At 37.3% G+C, this 17,809-nt stretch carries 11 protein-coding genes; all 11 read right to left on the bottom strand.

Features of this window, described 5'->3' with window-relative positions; all coding sequences use genetic code 11:
* Positions 1–3,126, bottom strand: coding sequence for an HsdR family type I site-specific deoxyribonuclease (locus AACM02_RS11370; RefSeq protein ID WP_339117050.1), 3,126 nt, complete (start codon positions 3,124–3,126; stop codon positions 1–3).
* Positions 3,123–5,597, bottom strand: a complete 2,475-nt coding sequence (locus AACM02_RS11365; protein WP_339117049.1) for a DUF262 domain-containing protein — start codon at positions 5,595–5,597, stop codon at positions 3,123–3,125. Before AACM02_RS11365 ends, AACM02_RS11370 begins: the two co-directional genes overlap by 4 nt.
* On the bottom strand, positions 5,584–7,437 hold the full coding sequence (locus AACM02_RS11360; RefSeq protein WP_339117048.1) for a DUF262 domain-containing protein: 1,854 nt from the start codon (positions 7,435–7,437) through the stop codon (positions 5,584–5,586). Before AACM02_RS11360 ends, AACM02_RS11365 begins: the two co-directional genes overlap by 14 nt.
* Positions 7,434–7,985 carry a restriction endonuclease subunit S gene (locus AACM02_RS11355; protein WP_339117047.1) on the bottom strand — a complete coding sequence of 184 codons (552 nt, stop codon included), beginning with the start codon at positions 7,983–7,985 and terminating at the stop codon, positions 7,434–7,436. Before AACM02_RS11355 ends, AACM02_RS11360 begins: the two co-directional genes overlap by 4 nt.
* A 6-nt stretch (positions 7,986–7,991) precedes the next feature.
* Positions 7,992–8,555, bottom strand: a complete 564-nt coding sequence (locus AACM02_RS11350; RefSeq protein ID WP_339117046.1) for a restriction endonuclease subunit S — start codon at positions 8,553–8,555, stop codon at positions 7,992–7,994.
* Entirely contained in the window at positions 8,552–9,415 is an 864-nt protein-coding gene (locus AACM02_RS11345) for an ORF6N domain-containing protein (RefSeq protein ID WP_339117045.1), read from the bottom strand. The genes AACM02_RS11350 and AACM02_RS11345 overlap by 4 nt, the downstream gene beginning before the upstream one ends.
* Complete coding sequence (locus AACM02_RS11340; RefSeq protein WP_339117044.1) at positions 9,406–11,853, bottom strand: class I SAM-dependent DNA methyltransferase; 2,448 nt, start codon at positions 11,851–11,853, stop codon at positions 9,406–9,408. The genes AACM02_RS11345 and AACM02_RS11340 overlap by 10 nt, the downstream gene beginning before the upstream one ends.
* Positions 11,854–12,281: 428 nt before the next feature.
* Positions 12,282–14,408: an ATP-binding protein gene (locus tag AACM02_RS11335; protein WP_339117043.1), complete on the bottom strand. Its 2,127-nt coding sequence runs from the start codon at positions 14,406–14,408 to the stop codon at positions 12,282–12,284.
* Between the two features lie 363 nt (positions 14,409–14,771).
* Positions 14,772–15,932 (bottom strand): IS91 family transposase, encoded by a 1,161-nt coding sequence (locus tag AACM02_RS11330; RefSeq protein ID WP_339117042.1) that lies wholly within the window; start codon positions 15,930–15,932, stop codon positions 14,772–14,774.
* A gap of 9 nt (positions 15,933–15,941) precedes the next feature.
* Positions 15,942–16,793, bottom strand: a complete 852-nt coding sequence (locus AACM02_RS11325) for a tyrosine-type recombinase/integrase (RefSeq protein WP_129593933.1) — start codon at positions 16,791–16,793, stop codon at positions 15,942–15,944.
* Positions 16,794–16,992: 199 nt separating this feature from the next.
* On the bottom strand, positions 16,993–17,655 hold the full coding sequence (locus tag AACM02_RS11320; protein WP_339117041.1) for a hypothetical protein: 663 nt from the start codon (positions 17,653–17,655) through the stop codon (positions 16,993–16,995).
* Positions 17,656–17,809 lie beyond the last annotated feature (154 nt).

The following is a 17,809-nucleotide window of genomic DNA, read 5'->3' as shown; positions in this document are numbered from 1 at the left end:
TTATTTATATTCCCGTTGTTGTTTAATAACCTCAAAAATGGGGTCTAAAACTTTTACTTTGTTGTAATCTTCTAAAACAGGCTTTACAACTTTATTTTTAAGATGTCTTTCTTTGGCAAAATTACCCTCCCAATTATCGTATTTGCCATAAGTTACTGCACTATCCAAAGCAACAGTTAAAGGTTCGTCCTTTTCTAAATTATCATACAAAGCCCTTTTTGCCTGAGTGTTTATACTTGATGGATATTCGCTACTCGTTTCAGGTTTTTTAATTTTTACAGCCAGTTCAACAATTTTCTTTAAATATTCTTCGTAGCGTTCTGCTTCTTCATTACGCATTTTTATCAGTTCATCGAGCAAGACACTCATTTTCTCATAATAAATCGGATTGGTTGGACTTTCTTCAATAATCACTTTTCGCATATTATTCTCGATGGTTTCTGCCATTGCATCCTTATTCTTACTAATATTCTCAGGGATTTTATCCAATGCTTCTTCACCATCTTTTACAAGCAGTTCCACCAGACTAAAATCATCAAATGCTGATATCTTTTGGCTTTCCTCTGCACCAATGTAACTATCAATTAAATGGCGCATGGCTGGTTCGTATTGTTTCAAATCAACATAATCGCCACTTGCCAATTGTATTTCTTTGCGGACATTCTCGTAATGCTTGATTTCCGTTTTTATCTTCTCAATCTCATTTGGTTTATAACCTGCTTCTTCTAATTCGTCTGCAATATTTGCGTAGGCTCGTATCACAGAAATTACTGCTTTGTAAAGTGCATGTCTGCGAGGTTCAGTATCTTTTAAGTCGGCTTCAATTTGAGGGTTACCACAGAAATACTGAATGTATTCTTTTGTGCCTTTTGGTGGAACAACTGGCTCGCATAATGCCCGAATTGTTTCAAGTGCATCGTCTAATCGTTCTTTTCCTTTGTTCAAACGGTCGGATAGCAAACCTTCCACATCTTCTTTGTCGTAATCTTCAAAGGCTTTTGAGGTAAAGTCATTATATGCTGTTTCGAGGCTTCCGAAAAGGTCTTTGTAGTCAATGATGTAACCGTATTCCTTATCTTCACCATCCAAACGGTTTACACGACAAATTGCCTGAAATAAGCCGTGGTCGCGCATGCTTTTGTCGATGTACAAATAGGTTGCACTTGGGGCATCAAAACCTGTAAGCAGTTTATCTACAACAATCAAAAGTTTCATTTGTGCAGGTTCGTCAATGAAGCGTTTCTTAACTTCATCTTCAAAATCTTCGGGTGATTTACCATTGAGCATCTTTTGGTAAATCTCGTATTGCATGATTTTCTCGGTATAGTTTTCGCCTTCACCTTTTATATCTGCATATGTTGGGGCAAACGATGTTACAATGGCACAACGGGTAAAGCCCGATTCCTGAAACAATTGGTAATAACGACAAGCATTGTAAATACTGTCCGAAACTAAAAGTGCATTTCCCCTGCCATTTTGTAAACGCTCACGGGTTTCCATATCGAGTAAAATGTCGGCAACAATCTTTTGTAAACGCCCAACCGAACTGAATACCTTTTTCAGGGTTCCCCATTTTTGCTTTAATTCGGTTTTGGCAAAGTCAGTTAAGCCTTTTGTTTTTGTTTCAAACCATGTATCAATTTTATCGAGCGATGTAATTTTCTGTTCAATATCCCGAGCTTCGTAGCGTAAATCGAGTACAACGCCGTCCTTAACCGCTTCATCAAATTTGTATGTGTGAATGTAATTACCGAAAACTTCAATGCTTTTTTGCTTGTCCTTTTTCATTAAAGGCGTACCTGTGAAACCGATAAAAATGGCCTTTTCGCCCAATATCTGTTTCATTGCCTTGTGCAAGTCGCCACTCTGAGAACGGTGGCACTCATCTACAAATACATAAAAATCGCCTTTGGGTGAAAAATCCTTTGGCAGGCTGTTTTTTAGTTCGGTGAGGTAACTATCGTAGTCGGCTTCTTCTTTGTTGCCGAATTTATGGATGAGTGAACATAAAAGCCATGGTTCTGTGTCGTTGAGTTTATCGATGAGAATTGCACCACCGCTTTTGCCGTTTCGGGGTTTGCATCGGTAAATATCTTCGCTTACACCTTTGTAAACTTTCTCAATCTGTTTGTCGAGTTCGTCACGGTCGGTTACAATTAAAACACGGGCATTGGGGTTGTATTCTTTAATCCATTTGGTAAGCCAAACCATGGTTAAACTTTTTCCGCTTCCCTGCGTGTGCCAGATAATACCGCCCTCTTTGTTGCGAAGTGTTTCCTGAGCAGCTTTAATTCCGAAATACTGGTTTGGTCGGCAAAATTTCTTTTGTCCCCGGTCGAAGACCACAAAATCGTGGATAATTTCAATCAAACGCTCTTTGTTGAGCATTTCAATGATGTTTTTATCCAAGAGGTTTTCGGCTTTGGCAGCCTGTTCCCGTAAAGATTTTGTGAGTTCGAGTAAATACGAATCGTTTGGATTGAACTCTTCGCTAACTTCTTTCCATTTTTGATAATACTTTTCTGATGTGTCGATACCTGCATAACGCAAACCTTCCACATCCTGACCAGCCATAACCAATTGAATGGTGGTGAAAAACGGCTTGATGAAAATATGCTTTTGGTTGTCGTTGCTTTGGCGGATCCCTTCGGAAACTGAAACCGTGCTGCGTTTTAATTCCAGTGCACCTAAAGCAATTCCGTTTACATAAATAACAATGTCGGGGCGTTTGTTGTGAACACCTTTTATGGTAACTTCTTCGGCAATGGCAAAGTCGTTTTCAAGCGGATTCTTCCAGTCAATCAAATAAACCGTTTCTTTGTTTTCGCCCGCTTCTTCTTTTACTTTTATACCATAACGAAGCTGTGAATACACCTCTTTGTTGGCCTGATAAAGGTCGTCGTGTGTATTGATGTTTACCGCTTTGTATAACTCATACAGGGCTTTACTGATTTGGTTTTTGGTATAGCCTTTTTTGGTAAGAAAAGCAGTAAGCAAAGCTTCATCTACATTGCTGTTGTTTTCTTCTTTTTCAAGGTTTCCCAAATAGCGGTATTTCAGTTCGTTTTGAAACAGTTTTACCACCCGGTTTTGGGCTATTCGCTCTTTATCGCCGACTTTGCTCATAATGGTAATCCTTTTAATGATGCCCCTAAATCATTGATTGTTTTCAGTACTTCGGTTTCTTCTAAATAAAGCACATAGGATTCATTTAAAGCCGAAAAACCCTGGTTTGTTAAAATAGCAACTAAATCATTTCTGTAATTACCAATATCCCTGTAGAAAAAGCGAAGCTTAAATTTATTCTGATTATAGGAGTATAAAATGTCTATTGCATATTTAGTGTTTTCAAATTGCCAATTATCAATATAAGCACAAGGGCGTTCTTCTCTGTCATCACCAGCGGCAAAGTAGTAATTTGCTTTTGAATCAAATGGGGCAAATTCTTTTCCTTCCAAATTATCAAGAAAAAATGAATATGAATGCAATTCAGCGTGCGCTCCGCTCATTCGCTCACCGCTGAACAAGACAAAACCATGATTGGAATTTTTTCTCACATAGCGTTTTGCCCCTAAATAATTAAACAAACGTGGAGTTTGAATAAACCTGTGACGCCAGTCTGTGCCTGTATAACTGTTTTTAATTGTTTCAAGAGATGATGTTAGATTGTTTGCATCAAGCTGATTAAATATTTGCTTGATGATGTCGCTATGTAATACGTGGTTTTTGTCTCTTTTCAAAAATCGCTTCCAGCTAATATCACGGTCGAAATTAATTAAGAAACTTTGGTTGCTGCCTTCTGTAATTAAGTAATCGCCTTTTGCTAATAAGGCTCTTTCCCAAACAAAATCAGGGAAAAGATTTATTCCTTTATCACTGAATAACTTAATTGCAATATCCCTGTATTTTATAAACTGTTCCTTGAAGTCAATATCTTCTTGTTCGCTCCAATCACAATGACTATTTGTGTTGAAATATTCTTCGATACCGCTTAAAAACAGAATAAACCCGATTTGACCTTTAAAATATCCATGCTTTTCAACAGAATAAAGCAGTTCATCCCACTTGTTTTGTTTTAAAATTAAATGAGCTTTTATCTTTTCTTCTTTGAATTGTATTTCATCGAAACCGCTTATTTTATCCAGTGTTGAAATGTTTTTTAAAATGTCATTACTTTGCGGAATAAGCAGGTTTATACCTTGAATGGAATTTGAATATTCCTTTTCATTGTTATAAGGTGCTGTATTCTCGGTTAGGTTGTAAATAACACGCATCCAGTTTTGCAAACCTTCAATATCTTCAAAACCCTTATCGGTTTTCCATTGAATTAAGTATTGACAATAGGCATGAAGTTTAATCCTTTCAACATAGCCAGCCTGAACAAAAGCATTGTTAACAACAATATCAAACTGTTCTGCTTCATTATAATGAAATGAATCGGACAAATAACTCTTTACTTTTTGGTTACCGTTCTTTATTAAATCAAGAATGGTTATGAGGTCAATTACCGTTTTCTCGTTTAAACAAGCATTTTTTAAATACTGCTGAAACGAAATATCTTCGTTTCGTTTATCTATTAAATATTTGATAAACTCGGCATTGCCAGAATCTGCTGCATAATTGTTCACCACAATAGCCCTGATAAAATTCATTATCAGTTTATCAAATTTCTTTTTGTCTGCCAGGGTATGGTTCCAAAACAAGTTTGCCCAATCTGTATCAATTTTATGAGAAAAATAAGTTTTGACATCAACCCGATTCGGTTTACCGTCAAAGGTTAGTGTGTAAGTGTGTTTTGCATTAAAGTCGGATTTTCTTAAGTGTTGTTCAAATTTTGCTTTAAAGTTTTCGTAAGGAGAAAGCGGAATGCCCCTTGCATTCATTTTTATATACAAATCATCGGTAAGATTAAATTCCTTCAAATCAAGAAACTGAAAGGTAATAACCGGATTGTCGAGACTTATCAGTCTTTGAAAGTATCCATCTGTATTTTTGAACTTAGCGTGAATATCATCGAGCATTATCAGCATGGATTGAATTGTGGGGTCGGTTTCCCAAGATAGAAAATACCAACTGCTGTCTTTAATGGTTTTTGATAGGCTGTTGCTTTTGTCTTTATCGGGTTCTAAAAGCTTTTGTAAATCCACATCCGCTAATAGCAATGAATCGCAAAATTCCCTTGAACTGGTGCGCGTTTCATAAGAAAACTTTGATTTTTGGCTTTCTCCCTGCTTGCTAAACACCAAATGCTTTCTGAGTTCATTAATTGCGGCAGTACCATTTTTTATGGCAAGATACCAATGCAACAAAAACAAAGTTGTTAATCGTTGCTGTCCGTCTAAAGGGATGAACTTTGTTTCGTCGTCAATGGCTTCATTCGACTGGTTTCCATACACAAAATCCAAATCCCTGTGCTTTTTGTTCTCTTCAAGGTATGCCAATAGGGCATCTAAAAAGGAATCACGAATTTCGTGGGCTGTAATTCTCCCTTGAGCGTAATCTCTTTGGATTATTGGAATCTGGATATGATATTCCTGTATTAACTGGAAAAAAGTTAATCGTTTACCCGAAATATGTTCGTTACTATTCATTGTCATTGCTCACTTGTTTTTGGGGTAAATAATCAACGAGTGTTCCCTCAATAGCTTTTAAGTAAAAATCTGCATCGTGTTTATTCCAATACATTACTTCATCAAACTTTTTACTGTAGGCTTTCATAAACACATTTTTTGTGCAGATAGGTATAAAAGTTCCCCGCTTATCGTTCTGTAAAATTATTTTCCGTTTTATTGGAAAGAATGCGTTTTTATAACTTCTGTTGGTGGCAGAATCCAATAGGGCTAAGTTTGATATGGCACATTTGCTTGGTTCGTTATCTTCTTTAAACTCGATTCTTATTGTATTGTAAACGGAGCTAAATCGGGCATCGTCAATTTTATCGGCATAGGCAACATGATACAGGTCTGTCAAAGTATTTTTGCTTTGCTCTTTTTCTGATATGGTTCTAAAAACTTCAATGTCGTTATTTTCAATAGTATCGATGTATTGTTTTTGTTCCGATTCTTCAGCAAAACCTGTAAAATATTCGAGCATATCTTTTGCCCATTCTTTACGGTCGGTGCCTGTTATGTTTTTATCGGTTTGCGAACGCACATGTTCTATATCCCAATCTTCATTCTTGTATAGATTGAAAGGGAATCGCATATTCGATTTATCGTTGGAAAGAATGGTTTGTATATTAAAAAGCAACAGAACGGTTTTAATTCTATCATCGCCATAATTCAGGTTGCTGATATCGAATTTCACCTTTTGCCTGATTTCATCTTTTAAAAATGCTTTGAAATCGGTTTTGGATGTGATAGTGATTTTTACATTGTTCTTTTTTGGCTCAAGTATATCCTGCAACCTGTAGTTTATCGATATCAGAAAACCGATTAAATGATACAGTTCCCTGTCTTTGTACCATTCTTCGAAGGTTAAGAAGTACTTTTTTACGCTTAGCCAAAGGGTATCGGTGTCGGGAATTTTGTATTTGTTCTTGTTTTTGCTTATTTCAAAATCTTCGTAAAACTTGTAAAAGGTATATTTTTCATCTTCGCCATCGGGTTTGTTTTTCATCAGGTCGAAAATGTATTCAATGCGATTGGCGTATTTGGGATTTTTCGAATCGGGCTTGTTGTAAATAAAATACCAAAATGAATTGTCTTGCAGGGTATTTTCAATCCTATCCCATTCGGTAGCTATTTGCAGTTGTTTTAACCTGAGCTTATCCACCGCTTCGGCATTGTTCCATTTTTTCAGGAACAGGGCTTTTATCAGCTCAGCATTGGTTAACTGAATCTTGCCGATGTTTAAGCGGGTGAAAATATCATAGGAATCGGAGCCATCGTTTATCACATACCAGATAACTTTTGTATCGGTTAGGAAAGTCGTGGCAAACTTGGCTTTTGGCGTGGCAAACTCTGTATTATTGGCTTTGTTCTTAAACCATTGCTGAATGGCTTTATTTGCCTGTGAAATGTGGTAAAAATCAATGTTTTTTTCAGAATCATCTTCTTTAATTTCAGTTAAGAATTTTTCGCTTTCTTCCCTTGTTTCATAAAATACACGATTTATGTTCTTCTGGTCTTTTTCAATCTGTGATTCAAGATTTTTCAATATCAGGAAAACGGTTGTTAAGCGTTGCTGACCGTCAATTACTTCCCACTCATCTGCTTTGCCGTTTTTCTGTTTTACCACGATGGGCTGCAAGCAATAAAACGGACGCATTTTGCCTTCTTCCTGCTTTGGCGGATTGATAGCAAATGCCCAAATATCTTCCAATAATTCTTCTACCTGTTTTTCAGTCCATCGGTAACCACGCTGGTACGAGGGAATAAAAAAGCTGTAATCCATTAACTGGTTTATCGATTTTAAAACTAATTCGTTCTCGTTCATATCAACCTTATTTTACCAGTTAATAAATTTTGCATCATACCCAGTTTTATTTTGCGGTATTTCTCCAGTTTGGTTTCCAAGGCCTGTATTTCTGCATCCATATCTGAAAGGATGGTGGCTATTTCGTTTTGCTCTTCTTCACCTGGCATAATTATCAAGAAATCAAAAAGTCTATTCCTCTGAATATTTGGTAAACCAGAACCAACTCTCAATGCCATTATTTCTTTTTCTCTTGCTTTTAGCATTTGATAAAAATATTCTTTGTCCAATTTTGTATTTAAGGAATAACAATGGCCACCTTGCCAAAATTTCGTTTTTATAAAATTTACAAAACCACAAGAATTACCACCTTCACTTATAATGATAGTGTTCTCATTTTGATTCCATTCACCTGTATATCCTGAAGGTAAAACGCCACCATTAAATACTGGATAATGGTCATTTTCATTTAATGTAGAACGATTTAATTGTTCACCTTTTTTAATATCACAAATCTCCCCCAACTTTTTCACTTCCCAACCCTCTTTCGGTTTCAGCAATTGCTGCATTGCCCCTTATTTGATGTTGCGTTTTTTGGCAATGAGTGTTGAGAGGCTGTTTATCAGGGCATCGGCATCGCTTAGGGCGGTGGCTATGGCGGTTTGTTCGGCTTTGGTGGGGGGAAGGGGAATTCTATATTTTGAAATCGAAACACCTGTTAATTGAGGGATTCCTCCACTTTCAGAAAATATTTTAACTCTGTGATTGATATATTCAGTTAGAAAATTTACATCAATATTGTTTTCAGGAAATAATACTAATAACCTTCCAATTGCCCCGAATCCTCCTTTACGAGCAAATGCAGTACCTAATCCAACACCTCTTCCTACTATTGTTAAACTTTCACCAAAATATTCAGCAACATCATAATAACCATATAAACCAAAGTCAGAAACAGTGTTTGAGAATACAGGATATTGATACTTTGAATCCTGATATGTCGAAAAATTTGATTCTTTCAAATCTCTACCAACAGATATTGCGGTAAATGTTCCAATTGGTTTAACCTCCCAATCCTCAGGAATTAAACCCACCTCCGTATTTTTATAGCCCTTTGGCAATTGTTCATTATCCATCATTTAATCCTTTTTAAAAGTTCATTAACCAAAGAATCCATTCGCGAAAAGGCAAACCATTTTTTGCCCAAATCTTTGAGCGAGGCGCCTATATGGTAGAGTTCCTTGTGGTCGATAATTAAAAACCTGTCGTGGCTATTGGCGAATGTCTTAATCTCAATGCTTGGATACTGTGCATTGTGCTTTTTTACATCCAATTGCAATGCTTTATTAATCTCTTTTGTATAAATGCTTGCAGATACTCCTATATTTCGCTTGCTCAACAGCGTAAGAACCGATTCATCAATGTAATTATCAATAAGAACAATGCTTTGGGTTGCTGATTTTATCAAGTTGACAGCAAAGGTATAGGCATCAAACACCTGCCCGTCGAAGAAAATTCCCATATCAGGCGTGGCTTGTCCGCTTTCCAGTGCTTTGAATATTCTTTCAAATTTCTCATCCGTTTGAATTTGTTTCAATTCAATGCGGTCAAGTCGTTGAAATACAGAAGCATTTTGAAATAAAAACTTACGCATGGCCACAAAAGCCCTTGCAATGGTAATACTCACCTCTGCTGCTTTTTCGCTTTTAAGCACACCGGCAACAGCAGCTACCCCCTGTTCGGTAAATACATACGGAAGATGTCCGCCCAGGCTTTGTTTAGAAGGTATCGCATTTTGCGATACCAAACTATCAACCTCGTTTTCCGTTAATTGAAATACAAAATCTGGAGGAAATCGATTTGGGTTTCTTTTAACTTGCTCCCTTAGCCTTATAGGTTTTACTTCATAAAATGAAGCTAAATCTTTGTCCAATATTACCTGCACATCACGTAGCATCACTATTTTTGACTCAATATGCTGCTGCTTAACTATTTCCATACAAACCCCATTTTTTGTAGGTGAGTATTCACTTTGCTTTCTAGTTCGGCAACTTCTGTGGTTTGCTGTGGCAACGTTGTTTCGTAGCGTTCGGCCAGTTCTTTTATGCGTTGGGTAAGGCGTTGGCTAATGCGTTCCATTTCGGTTTTTACATCACGCTCCAAAACGGTCATCCATTTGTCGTCTACCACCAGTTGCTTTATTTCGTCCTCGGTTAGGGTCTTATAGCGTTCAATTACCTTTTTATCGAGTTCGGCAAGGGCTTCTTTTATTTTTTTGTTAATAGCGCTTTGATCATCAATCAGTTTTAAATATGCTTTCAATACTTTAATTTCTTCGGCATTTTCAGTTTTCAATTTGGGAGTATCAATTGCTTTCAATCGCTTTTGAACGTTTCCTTTATTTACCTTATCGGGAACATCGGCAAGTAAACCTTCTTCGGTATTATGTTCTTCTTCCAGTTCGGAAATTTCAGCTGCAATGGTTTCTTTTTCGGCTTCGAGAGTCGCAATGTATTGCGCCTCTACGCCGAAATAGCGGTCAATTACCAACGATTTTGGCACCAGGTCGCAATCCCATTCGGTTACCGATTTGGTTTGCTTGGTAATGGTCAGTTCTGCTTTCCAGCCTTCAACCGAAAGGTAGTAGCAATCGTCCTGCATGATGTCGTTCCAGTAGTTCATCAGGTGCTGGTACACATCGTATTTGTTCATCAGGGCTTTGCCTGTGTAGGTTGCCAGAATATCTTCCGAAATTCTAAAAACAAGTTCTTTTGGTTTAAAGCCTTTTACGAGGGCTTTGAGAATCTGGGTATTTTTGGTTTTCCATGCTTCAAACACTTCGTCCATTTCTTTAGAGAAAGTAGTAAATTCGGGATGGTTGAAAATGGTTTGTTTCACCAATTCTTTATCTATTTTTAAATCGCTGTATTTCTCACGACAGTTTGCTTTAAAAAGTTCCGCTTTCAGCGAAGGATACACTTCCCAATATTCATTTAAGGCATCAATGTCGGCGTTTGGTATTCCACCCAATAAATGGGCTTCAATATCCTGAATATCTTCGGTTTCCTGACTGTCAATATATCGGGGAATGTTCAGGTTGTAATCGTTTTTTGGGTCGCTTATTTCTTCAATGCTTACCAAACGGCTGTATTTGGGTACATCGGTTTGTTTGGTGAAAACATCTACAATTTTATGGATGTCCTGCTCACGCAAGCGGTTTTTATTGCCGTCTTTTATAAAACCTTTGCTGGCATCAACCATGAATATGTGTTTACGTTCATCGGCACCTTCCTTGTCGAGCACAATCACACAGGCAGGAATACCCGTGCCGAAAAAGAGGTTTGCAGGGAGTCCGATAATTCCTTTGATATATCCACGCTGAATTAAGCTTTTACGGATTTCGGCTTCGGCATTGCCCCTGAACAAAACGCCATGAGGCAAAATACAAGCCCCTTTGCCTGTGCTTTTAAGCGATTTAAGTATATGCAGTAAAAAAGCATAATCACCGTTTTTTTCGGGCGGCGTTTTATAAATGGTTTTACCTGTTTTTGCACTTTCTTCTTCGTCTTTTTCAAAGCGTCCGTATATATCATTCTGCGGGTCGAAACCATTTATCCAGTTTTTTGATGAAAAAGGCGGATTGGCTACCACATAGTCAAAGGTTCTGAGATAACCGTCTTTGTTTTTGAAGAATGGGTCTGAAAGGGTACTTTGTCCACGGTGTATTTCGTGTCCCTCAATACCGTGCAGAATCATGTTCATACGAGCCAATGCGGCGGTTGCCACATCTTTTTCCTGTCCGTAAATAGAACCTTTGCCATCAGCTTCGTCAATCACTTTTAAAAGCAGTGAACCCGAACCACAAGTGGGGTCATAAAAGGTAGTGGAGTTTTTCGGGTCGGTAATTCCCAGAACTTTTGCCAATACACGGCTTACTTCACTTGGAGTATAGAATTGTCCTTTGCTCTTACCGCTTTCGGTGGCAAAGTTCTTCATAAGGTATTCAAAGGCATCGCCCAGAATATCATCGCCACCGGCACGGTTTTTACTAAAATCAAGAGCTGGCTTTTCAAAAATGGCAATCAGCTTGGTCAGGCGATCAACCATTTCCTGACCTTTTCCAAGTTTTTCATCATCGTTGAAGTCGGCTACATCAATCACCCCCACAAGGTCGTTGGCTTTTGCCAATGCCCCTATAATGGTGTTCATTTTGTCGCCAATCTCTTTATTGTGTTTCAAAGCAATCATATCTTTGAAACTGCCGCCTTCGGGGATATCAATTAAACCATCGGGGTCGTTCTCGTATTTGTCTGAAACGTATTTTACAAACAACAAAGTCAATACATAATCCTTGTACTGACTGGCATCCATTCCGCCTCTTAGCTCGTCGCAACTTGCCCAAATGGAGCTGTATAATTCTGATTTCTTAATTGCCATATTTTAATTTCCAATCCATTTTAATTTAAAGCTCAAATGTAACAAATTTGCACGGGTGTGTCGGCAAGATTGCACTCTTTGACAAAGCTTTGGTTTCAGCGTTGGCTCGTGGGGCTTTGGCAATGTGTGCAATGTGGGTCGGGTTTCCTTCTTCTTTTGCGGGGAGGAGAAAAAAACAAAATAAATTTCCATCAAATTTGCACTGTCCTATCAAAAAGCTAAATCCTTTCTTATTTTAATTTTGTCACTGTTGTATCTGTCTGCTCGTCTGTCTTTTTACACTTGTTGCCAACGGTCACTTGTATGTGGTCGGGCGGGATTTCGAAGAGAAATCCTGTTAGACCCGCAGGAAAGTGGGCGCAAGGTCTGACTTGTCAGACCGCTAAAACCCCCGCCTGCCATATACAAATTGTTATAGGGCGTTTTTTTCATTTGTCTTCCGTTTCATCAATTACTTCTTCGACTACTTCTGCTATCACAGGTTCTGGTTCATCTATGTGAGGTACTTCAAAAATCATAGGCACATTTGATTTAAGTCCTTTCCCTGCCGCAATTGCCTGTCTAAATTTCAAATTTGGCAAGGTGTCTGCTATGCCTTGTCCAAAATAGTTTGCCAGAAAATCGCTACTTGTTTTATCAAACTCTTGAAAAGAAATAATTGTATTACATTGGGTTAAGACTGTTTTAGAAACATTCGCTGTCCGTTGCGCAATAACCAGAAGTCCAACATTAAATTTTCTTCCTTGCAATGCGATTTGTGCAATTGTGTTCAGAAGAGATTGTGATGCTTTGTCTGCTATACCTGCAAAGTTCCATTCGGGAATGACTGTATGTGCTTCTTCAAGAACTAAGCAAACTCTATTGCCAAATGACTTGTCCTTTTTCGCGATATGAAATAGTAATTTGAAAAAGTATTTTGTGTATTCCAATATTCCAGAGGTATTTGATACATCAGGCAATTCAAAAATTGAAAGCTTTGTCTCAGGATTTTTCAGAAAGTCACAGATGGATTTATGAATATAACCTGCAACCTGTTTTCGCTTCGCTATTGTCGCATCGTTATCTTTATTATAGTTTTTTCCAACTTCTTTTTCTATGAAATCAATATCCTTAAATGCTTGTTCTGCTGTTTCTTCAGGAATAACTTTTATCGGATTTAAGTCAGAGAATTTGCCATTGTATTCATCCGTAAAATCAATGCAGATAACTTTTGTATTCGGGTCTGAGAGGTACTGACGAATTAAATTTCTTGCAAAGATTGATTTACCAGTTCCTGTTACTCCTAAAATGGCTGTATGATGTGTCAGTGCAATGTCTTTTTTTAGTATTACCGGATAATTAGAGTTTGGAATTTTCCCTATTTCATATTCATTCTCCCCAATTGCAGGAACAGGAATTGGAGAAGCAATGTACACTGGAGAATTAATAAAAGGTACCCAACCATATTTTTCAAAATTTCCTTTTTCAGGTATCCAAACACCAAGTTGTATTGCTTCACCAACAACATAACCCGTTTCATTTTTCTGTTCAAGTGTTTCAATTTTAGTTATGCCCTGAATAACCTGATAAAGAACCTTTTTACCTCTAATAAATACTTCCAAGAGTTGTCCATCAAAAATTTCTTTTTTGGAGTTATAAATAAAGCGAATGCTAGAAATTGTAGAGTTTTCATCAATCAGACCGACAAATTTTTCAAGGTAATTATTGTTTTCAGGATTGGTGATTTTGAAAACGACATTCACATCATTGAATTTATTGTAAGTTTTATTTTCAAATATTTTACTGATTTCATCACTTACAAGAACTTTAACCCATTGTTCTTGATTGAGAAGATAGTTGTCAAGAATAAGTCCAGTTCTAACACTTTTATTCTCATCCATTGAATATTTAAATTCCACAAAGTCAAATATTTTTATTGATGGTCTTTTATCGTAAAGTTTAACAAGGAAGGTGTTCTTAGACTGAACACCAAATATTTGTCCAATACCTTCTTGCGGTTTTTGTTTTGTAAAAGCAGGTATTTTCATTATGAACTTCCATGGGTCAAGAAGGACAAAAGCGGAGTAGATGAAAAGGAAAAGGAAGTATTGAGATTTGCTGTCAACATAGAAGAACATTGTCAAAATGAATAAAAAGAAGAATTGAACCTTACTACCTCCGAATCGCACAACAAAATCTTTAAGAAGCTTTGAGACTTTGTTTTGTGTCGTGTCTTCGGGTTTGTTTGGAGCAAATAATGCCAAAGAAATAACTGATAAAACGCCAAGTCCAAATGTGAAGAAAAATAGTATGTTGTACCAAACTCCAAGGTTTACCAAGTCTTTTTTTATTGGAGTTATTAATAAAAGAATTGCTATTGAAGCTGCTAAAACATCGGTCGGTTTAGTAAAGTAATGTTCTAGTACAAGGGTGTTAAACGATAACATAAGCAGACTGGAAAATATTACAATTCCAATAGTGTCTTGCGGCAAAATTGTTCCTTTAAAAAACCAGTAAATGACTGCTAGTAAAACAGCCAATGTTATAAATATTATCAGTCGAATTCCTTTTGTCATTGTTTGTAGTTTTAAAATGCCCTATAACATCTTAGTGTTTTATTCGCCGTTATAGCCCACCAAAGTTATTGAAAAGAAGTTGATTCACAAATTTTCACAAAGATTAATTTAATATGATATCAATAATGGCAAATAAAACTAGTTGAACGGAACCTATTGCTATGGGAAAAGTATTTATGGGAGGTTGGCGTTTTTGCTTGATTTGTGTTAATAAGTTCCTATAAAAGCTCTTTTTCAAGTACATGATTGTTTTTTAATCTTAGACCGTCCACGTAAATGCATAATTCTCCCTGTATGATTTTGCTCATCATCTATACGAGTTTTGTCATTAAATGGAAAGAACGCTTTTGTTAATTATCAGAATTATCCTGGTTCTATGTGTAAAACATTGCATGCCGGGCTTACCATTAATTTCCCTTTTTTGCACTTTGCGCAAATAATCGGGTCCTTACCGGATATTATTTGTAAAACTTCCATTGCAAGCAGTCCTGTAAGTCTTGAAAAATAGGTTGGGGTGGGCAACAGTGAATAGCATAAATTGAGCTTTGTTTTCCTTTTGCAGATAGCCATGAATCCGAAGTAACGTATTTTGCTAAATCCACATGGAAGGACATGCTGCATGAATCGCCGTATAAACTCCATAGTTTCCAGGGTCATTGTTTTTCTTGCACCTCCTGCCTTGTTATCCCTATAGCTGAAAGTAACCTTATCATCTTTGTAACCTACCATACGGTGGTTGCTAATTGCCACACGGTGTGTGTAGTTGCCCAGATAACGGACCAGATTATCGGGTGAAGCAAACGGTTTTTCTGCATAAACCACCCATTTTTTAGCGTAACATTTTGCTTTTATGGTCTGAAAATCGGGTGTATCATCTGGAAGTTTGATCTCCTTCCTGAATACTGACTCCTGCAGTAGCCGACATAAAATACCCCTGAAAACGGTGCTGAGTACTTTTACCGGGACAAAAAACTTTTTAGCACTTGGTACCCATTCCATTCCATCATCGGATACTCCTCCGGCAGGAACAATGGTATGAATATGCGGGTGATAGGTCATTGTTTGACCCCAGGTGTGTAACAGGGCAACAGCTCCGGCCTCTGCGCCTAAATAATGCGTGTTTCTGGCACATTGCATCAGTGTTTGTCCGGCTGCTTTGAAGAGCAAGGAATAAGCAATCCTCTGATTGATATAAAACAGTTTGTGCAGACACGCGGGTATTGTGAAAACAATGTGAAAATGTTTTACCGGGGGGAGATCAGCCGCAAGTTTATCCACCCATTGCATCCGTTTTATGTACTGGCATTTGGGACAATTGCGATTACGACACGAGTTATAGGATTGAACCTTGTGACCGCAATGATTGCAACTCAATGTATGCCCGCCAAATTCTGAAGTACGACAGGCAATAATATCTTCCATTGCTTTTTGCTGTACGGCACAAAGTGTGTTCTCGGTCAGGAAATCGTGTTTCTTATCCCGGAAAATGTCAGCAATCTCTATGATTTGCTTTTTATTCTCCATAATGATAGATCAGAAAAGTGTTATATCATCCAATGGAGAAGTAAACTCGCTGGTTTTGATATGGGCTACATGCAGGTAAACAGCTGTGGTCTTCAATGAAGTATGACCCATGAACTGCTGTATCTGTCTCAGGTTTACACCGGCTTCCAATAAATGGGTGGCAAAACAATGACGCAATGTATGAAACGATACCTCTTTTTTTATTCCGGCATTTTTAGCACTGTTTTTCACAATATACTCTACAGTTCTTTCCGACAAGGGTTGTCCTTTACGCCCCATCGGTTCGAATAGATAAGTGCTTGGTCGTTCCAATTTATAATACATTCGCAGCACTTCGAGTGTTTTCCACGAAAGAATGGTATATCTGTCCTTCTTCCCCTTTCCTTGCACGATACGTACTTGCATACGCTGTGAATCAATGTCGCGTGGTTTGATTTGTAATACTTCCATCCTGCGAAGTCCCGCAGAATAAGTAAGCATTAGAATGGCTCTGTGCTTTATGTTGTTTGTTACCGTGATCATGCGTTGCACTTCCTGCAATGACAAAACTATGGGGAGTTTTTTCTCCTTGCGAGGCCGTCTTACATGGAACTCTTCCCATTTGCGATGGCAGACGTCTACATGAAAAATCTTGAAAGCACTTATAAGCTGGTTTACCGTGGAAACGGAAATTCCTTTTTTTGTAATCAGGTAATGTAACCAGTTTTTAAAGTCTTCGGTGGTAACCTCATACAGCGATTTACCCAAGTCTTTTTCAAGTTTTATGAGCAGGCTGCAATACGTCTTAATTGTACGGGGACTGTAATTGCGAATTTGCATCTCCTTGATCTGCAAACTCTCGAATGTTTTGTTTAGATTCATAATGATAATTAATTGAAGTTATTACGCTTCAAAATTATCACTATTCTAATTTACCGACAGGTTTAGTTCAACGGTTGGCGGTATGAAAAGTTGCCGATTGCGGGCGATTTCCTGTCAAGTTACACAAAAGTTGAAGCGGGCTACAACCCTTGAATAACGTACTGAACCGGCAATTTTTTATACCGCGTGTTATGGGGCGTTATTTTTCAAATTCTAATTCCTTTGTATTATAAATCATTATTTTCGTTCTTTTATCTCTTGTCTCAAAAACAAGCTCAATTTTATCATTTTCAATATATTCAACCTTATCGTACCAGATTATTGAAGATATTGACATTAAATAATCATTCAGTGAGAAAGGGCTTATTTCTTCAAGTTTATACGTCCTTTTTGCATTTCCATTCTCATCGTAAACAACAAATACATTTACTCCATATCCTTTCGAATACCAATTATCAATAGTCACAATCGAAGAACCATCGTCTGCTATTATCGCATTAACAGGGCAAACATCATTTAGCAATGTCCTTTTCCAAATTAAAACACTATCAGTTCCTTTTATCCGATATAATTCCCCAGTACACGGTATTAAAACAGTATCTTGGGCTGAAATGCTCCGCATAAACTTTTCCTTTTTCCGCAAAACCTTTTTTGTCTGTGGATGGTTGTTACTCTTGTAGTAATCCCATAGATAATATTTGTCGGAAGCCTTTCTGGGTGTTATAATTAATTTAAATTCCTTATTATCCGAATAATATGTCTTAACTATTGGATTATCCCAAGTATCAGCTTTTGCAATCGTTGAAACTAAAATTCCAAAAAGAATCAACACATAAATCGGATGTCTTAAAAGTCGTTTCATTTTGTCGTATTATTTTATATAATCTGCTGATTAATAATTTGTCAGGGTGTTCTTTTATAATGCCCCATAACGTGTCGTTTACGCAATAAATATACAACTTTCGTAAATACCCGATTTATAACATTCGCTTATATATATTAACATTAAAATATTT

Source organism: Petrimonas sp., assembly GCF_963921705.1.
Classification (GTDB): domain Bacteria; phylum Bacteroidota; class Bacteroidia; order Bacteroidales; family Dysgonomonadaceae; genus Petrimonas; species Petrimonas sulfuriphila.
This window is presented reverse-complemented; position numbering and strand designations above follow the sequence as displayed.

Bases quoted from the DNA above. Each gene is read 5' to 3' on its own strand.
- AACM02_RS11335 (WP_339117043.1), bottom strand. From the start codon at position 14,408: ATGACAAAAGGAATTCGACTGATAATATTTATAACATTGGCTGTTTTA.
- AACM02_RS11330 (WP_339117042.1), bottom strand. From the start codon at position 15,932: ATGGAGAATAAAAAGCAAATCATAGAGATTGCTGACATTTTCCGGGAT.
- AACM02_RS11355 (WP_339117047.1), bottom strand. From the start codon at position 7,985: ATGCAGCAATTGCTGAAACCGAAAGAGGGTTGGGAAGTGAAAAAGTTG.
- AACM02_RS11370 (WP_339117050.1), bottom strand. From the start codon at position 3,126: ATGAGCAAAGTCGGCGATAAAGAGCGAATAGCCCAAAACCGGGTGGTA.
- AACM02_RS11325 (WP_129593933.1), bottom strand. From the start codon at position 16,793: ATGAATCTAAACAAAACATTCGAGAGTTTGCAGATCAAGGAGATGCAA.
- AACM02_RS11320 (WP_339117041.1), bottom strand. From the start codon at position 17,655: ATGAAACGACTTTTAAGACATCCGATTTATGTGTTGATTCTTTTTGGA.
- AACM02_RS11350 (WP_339117046.1), bottom strand. From the start codon at position 8,555: ATGATGGATAATGAACAATTGCCAAAGGGCTATAAAAATACGGAGGTG.
- AACM02_RS11340 (WP_339117044.1), bottom strand. From the start codon at position 11,853: ATGGCAATTAAGAAATCAGAATTATACAGCTCCATTTGGGCAAGTTGC.
- AACM02_RS11345 (WP_339117045.1), bottom strand. From the start codon at position 9,415: ATGGAAATAGTTAAGCAGCAGCATATTGAGTCAAAAATAGTGATGCTA.
- AACM02_RS11360 (WP_339117048.1), bottom strand. From the start codon at position 7,437: ATGAACGAGAACGAATTAGTTTTAAAATCGATAAACCAGTTAATGGAT.
- AACM02_RS11365 (WP_339117049.1), bottom strand. From the start codon at position 5,597: ATGACAATGAATAGTAACGAACATATTTCGGGTAAACGATTAACTTTT.